Here is a 4435-nt window from a genome sequence, read left to right as displayed (position 1 = left end):
TGGCCTGTAATGGGCCAAACTGTTTTATTTTTTTGTATAAGTACGACTATACCATGGGACAGGTTCACTTAATTTTTTTTCTTGTTTCAGTGCTTCAGGACCAATATAATCTTGAAGTGTCTTTTTTGCTACTGTTAAAGATAAGTTTGTTTTCGGGTTTCGATAGGAGGATTCAAGATGACCAAGATGTGGTAGGATTCGAAAATCTTCTTTTGTAGGAGGGATATGGAAAAAATAATCACCTAAACGTATAAGAACATCAGATTGTTGTTGGCTAAAACGTGGATTTCTAGAAAAATGTAATCCTTCTTTAATAGCTTTTTTTTCAGCAATCAAGCGTTCTAGAGCCGTCTTTTTTAACCAATATAAATACTTCGGATTAGTTGCAGCTTTAGCATGACGATTCACAACGAAAATAGATTGAGCTAGTCGATTAATAGAATGTTGGTTTTGTAATTGAGATTGTGGTTGTGAAGGTTTCATATTGAATCTCCTTTCAATTTTTCATTATTATAACATAAATAAAATCGGTTTTTATTATATGCAAAAAGTGATTGTATATATTTTCAATATTAAAGCAATATTGTTACAAAAAACAACTATTTTGTATAATAGTAATAGAATGTGTTTTAGAAATTTGATAATGAAAGAGTGAGAAGTTTGAAAGAAATATTAAAGCAGCAATATGCCATTATAGATATAGGATCTAATACAATGCGTTTAGTTATTTATGAAAAGCAAAACGGAGGTTTTTATAAGGAGATTGAAAATACGAAAGTGGTTGCTCGGTTAAGGAATTACTTAATCGATGGTGTGTTGATTGAAGAAGGAATAGAGGTATTGTTACAAACATTATTTCAATTTCAAGAAAGTACACGATTCCACCAGTTGCATCATGTACTTTGTGTTGCAACAGCAACAATTAGACAGGCTGAGAATCAAGAGGCTATTAAAAAGCTTGTTGAAGGACAAACAGACTTTACTCTTAGAGTATTATCAGAATATGAGGAAGCACGTTACGGCTATTTAGCAGTTATGAATTCAACTTCGTTCTCTGAAGGAATTACAGTAGATATTGGCGGAGGAAGCACAGAAGTTACATACTTTCGAAAGAGAGAGATTTTAGAGTATCATAGCTTTCCTTTTGGAGCACTTTCTTTAAAGCAACAATTCATTAAGGGGGATATACCTAATGAAGATGAGCTCGAAAAGATTCAAACGTATTTAGAATATCAATTTCGAACATTACCATGGTTAAGTGATAAAAAATTACCTCTAATTGCAATTGGTGGTAGTGCGAGAAACTTAGTGAAAATCCATCAAAATTTAATTTGTTATCCTATAGCTGGGGTACATTTATATAAGATGAAAGAAGAAGATATTAAAAATGTGAAAGAAGAATTGGAAGCATTGTCGTTCATAGAACTTCAAAAATTGGAAGGATTGGCAAAAGATCGAGCAGATACAATTATTCCAGCAGTCGAAGTTTTTCATACGCTTGTTAATGTTATAGAGGCACCAGCATTTGTATTAAGTAGAAAAGGGTTACGAGAAGGCGTTTTCTATGAAGAGTTGACAAAAGATTTGGGGATTTCATATTATCCGAACGTTGTGGAAGAAAGTTTGTATTTATTATCACATGAATATGAAATGGATATGGAATTTGTAATGCAGCTTATTAAACATGGAAGATTGATTTGTCAACAGCTTGAAGAAACAGGGCTAATTTCTATGTCAGTAAGAGACTGGGAAGTATTTCACCAAGCAGCGAAAGTGTTTAATATAGGTAAATATATAGACGAAGAAGCGAGCCGCCTACATACGTTTTATTTACTAGCGAATAAAACAATTGATGGTATGATGCATAAAGAGCGAGTTAGATTAGCGCTTATTGCGTCTTATAAATCAAAAATGTTATTCAAACAATATTTGTCTCCATTTGAAGGATGGTTTGATAAAAACGAACAAAAGAAAATTCGCCTATTAGGGGCTGTTTTACAATTTTCAGCAGCTCTAAATATAAGACAAAGATCGCTTGTTGAATCGATATCTATAACAGAAAGCAAAGAAGGGTTAACATTTAAAATTGTATGTGAGCAATCGGCATTAGCGGAAAAAGTGCAAGCTGAAAAGCAAAAAAAGCAGCTGGAAAGAGTATTGAAAACAACTATTAACTTATCCTTCGAATCAAAATGCTAAGTTGTACGGATGTCTTTACAAAAAATTAACACTTTGGAATATTGTAATTTGCTAAAATGAAAGTAACTAAATTATAGTAAAAAAGTTTCAAGGGAAGTGTGAAGGGGATGGAAATGTTGAAGGGGAATATAGTTAATTTAAATGATACAGCTTATTACAATAATCGAGAATTAAGTTGGTTAGCATTTAATGAACGTGTACTACAAGAAGCACAGGACGAAACGAATCCGCTCTTGGAAAGATTAAAGTTTATTAGCATTTTCAGCTCAAATTTAGATGAATTCTTTATGGTACGCGTGGCAGGATTGAAGGATCAAGTGAGTGCCGGGTTTAACCAACCAGAAAATAAGGCTGGCTTAACACCCAAAAAGCAATTAAATAAAATTGCGATAAAGGCCCATGAATTAATGACTGTACAATATAATACGTTTAAAAATTATGTGTTGCCAGCGCTGGATCAAGAGGGGATTGAGCGTTTAACATTTCATGATTTGACGAAAGAACAGAGAGAATTTATAGAAGAGTATTTTGATGAGCAAATTTTCCCAGTCTTAACACCTGTAGCTATCGATGCATATCGTCCATTTCCGATGTTATTAAATAAAAGTTTGAATTTAGCTACTCTTTTATATGATGAGAAACAAGTGGAGGAAGAAAATCGTACGAAGTTAGGAATTGTACAAGTTCCTTCATTACTCGAACGTTTTATATTTTTACCGAGTGAAGGGCAAAAGCATAAATTTATTTTGTTAGAAGATGTAATTAGTGGTTTTACTCATAAATTATTTACAGGGTATAATGTATCATCTGTTACTCGTTTCCGTATTACACGCAATGCGGATTTAACAATTCATGAAGAAGGTGCGAGGGATTTATTAAAGGTAATTGAGAAAGAATTAAAGAAGCGTAAGTGGGGAGCTGCTGTACGTTTAGAAGTTGGCAAAGAGCATATTGATGAAAGAGTATTAGCACTATTATATGAGGTGTTGGAAGTAAAAGATGAAGATGTGTATATAATGGATGGACCGTTAGATTTAACATGTCTATTTTCTTTATATAAAAAACTAGCGCCTTTATATGAGCATCTTGTATATCCGGCTCTTATTCCACAAAGGCCTCAAGACTTAGGGGACGCGGAAGATGTATTTGAAAAAGCAATTGAGCATGATATTTTATTACATCATCCCTTTGAATCGTTTCAGCCAGTAGTTGATTTTGTCCGTGATGCGGCAGACGATCCGAATGTACTTGCGATCAAACAAACATTATATCGAGTAAGTGGAGATTCACCGATTATTCAGGCGCTAAAGATAGCGGCTGAAAAAGGAAAACAAGTGACGGTATTAGTTGAATTAAAGGCAAGATTTGATGAAGAAAATAATGTGCATTGGGCTAAAGAATTAGAAAAGGCAGGCTGTCACGTTATCTACGGTGTAAGCCACTTGAAAACACATAGTAAAATTACACTAGTTGTAAGAAGAAAAAACGGAAAAATCGAAAGGTTCGTACATCTTGGGACCGGAAATTATAATGATGCAACTGCAAAGTTATATACTGATTTTGGCTATATTACATCACGAAAAGACTTTGGGGTCGATGCAACAAATTTCTTTAATTATTTGAGTGGTTATACAACAAAACCGCATTTTCATCATTTATCGGTTGCACCATTTGATATAAGAGAGCAATTTATGGATTTAATAGATGAGGAAATCCGTTACCATAGACAATATGGAAATGGATATATTATCGCTAAGATGAATTCGTTAACTGATAAACCACTCATTAAAAAAATGTATGAAGCATCACAAGCTGGAGTAAAGGTGGAACTCATCGTTCGAGGAACATGTTGTTTAAGACCTGGTATTCCAAATGTAAGTGAAAATATTCGGGTAGTTAGTGTTGTCGGAAGGTATTTAGAACATAGTCGAATTTATTATTTCCATCATAATGGGGAAGAGAAAATATACTTATCTTCAGCTGACTGGATGACGCGGAATATGGAGAAGCGAGTAGAAATATCTTTCCCGATATTAGATATTGAAATGAAGGCGAGAATTAAGGCGATTTTACAGCTTACTTTAGCTGATAATGTGAAAACGCGCGAACAAAATAAAGACGGTGACTATTATTATGTTATTAATAATGGTGCAGAAGAGATTGATAGCCAATTGAAGTTGTTTAAGATGGCGTATCAAAATACGGATGCTGAATAATGGGAACAAAGTAAAAAACC

At 33.6% G+C, this 4435-nt stretch carries 3 protein-coding genes; 2 read left to right on the top strand and 1 reads right to left on the bottom strand.

Annotated features, from left to right (window positions below; genetic code table 11):
• Window positions 1-24: 24 nt before the first annotated feature.
• Window positions 25-483: a YkyB family protein gene (locus tag KI369_RS28010; RefSeq protein WP_000804861.1), complete on the bottom strand. Its 459-nt coding sequence runs from the start codon at window positions 481-483 to the stop codon at window positions 25-27.
• Between the two features lie 177 nt (window positions 484-660).
• Between KI369_RS28010 and ppx the strand changes: the two genes are divergently transcribed.
• The gene (ppx, locus tag KI369_RS28005) at window positions 661-2199 is read left to right on the top strand and encodes an exopolyphosphatase (protein ID WP_212958910.1); all 1539 of its coding nucleotides are present in this window, start codon (window positions 661-663) and stop codon (window positions 2197-2199) included.
• Between the two features lie 107 nt (window positions 2200-2306).
• Window positions 2307-4415 carry an RNA degradosome polyphosphate kinase gene (locus KI369_RS28000; protein ID WP_212958908.1) on the top strand — a complete coding sequence of 703 codons (2109 nt, stop codon included), beginning with the start codon at window positions 2307-2309 and terminating at the stop codon, window positions 4413-4415.
• Window positions 4416-4435: the final 20 nt, after the last annotated feature.

Origin of the sequence: Bacillus sanguinis (assembly GCF_018332475.1) — a bacterium.
GTDB lineage: Bacteria > Bacillota > Bacilli > Bacillales > Bacillaceae_G > Bacillus_A > Bacillus_A sanguinis.
This window is presented reverse-complemented; position numbering and strand designations above follow the sequence as displayed.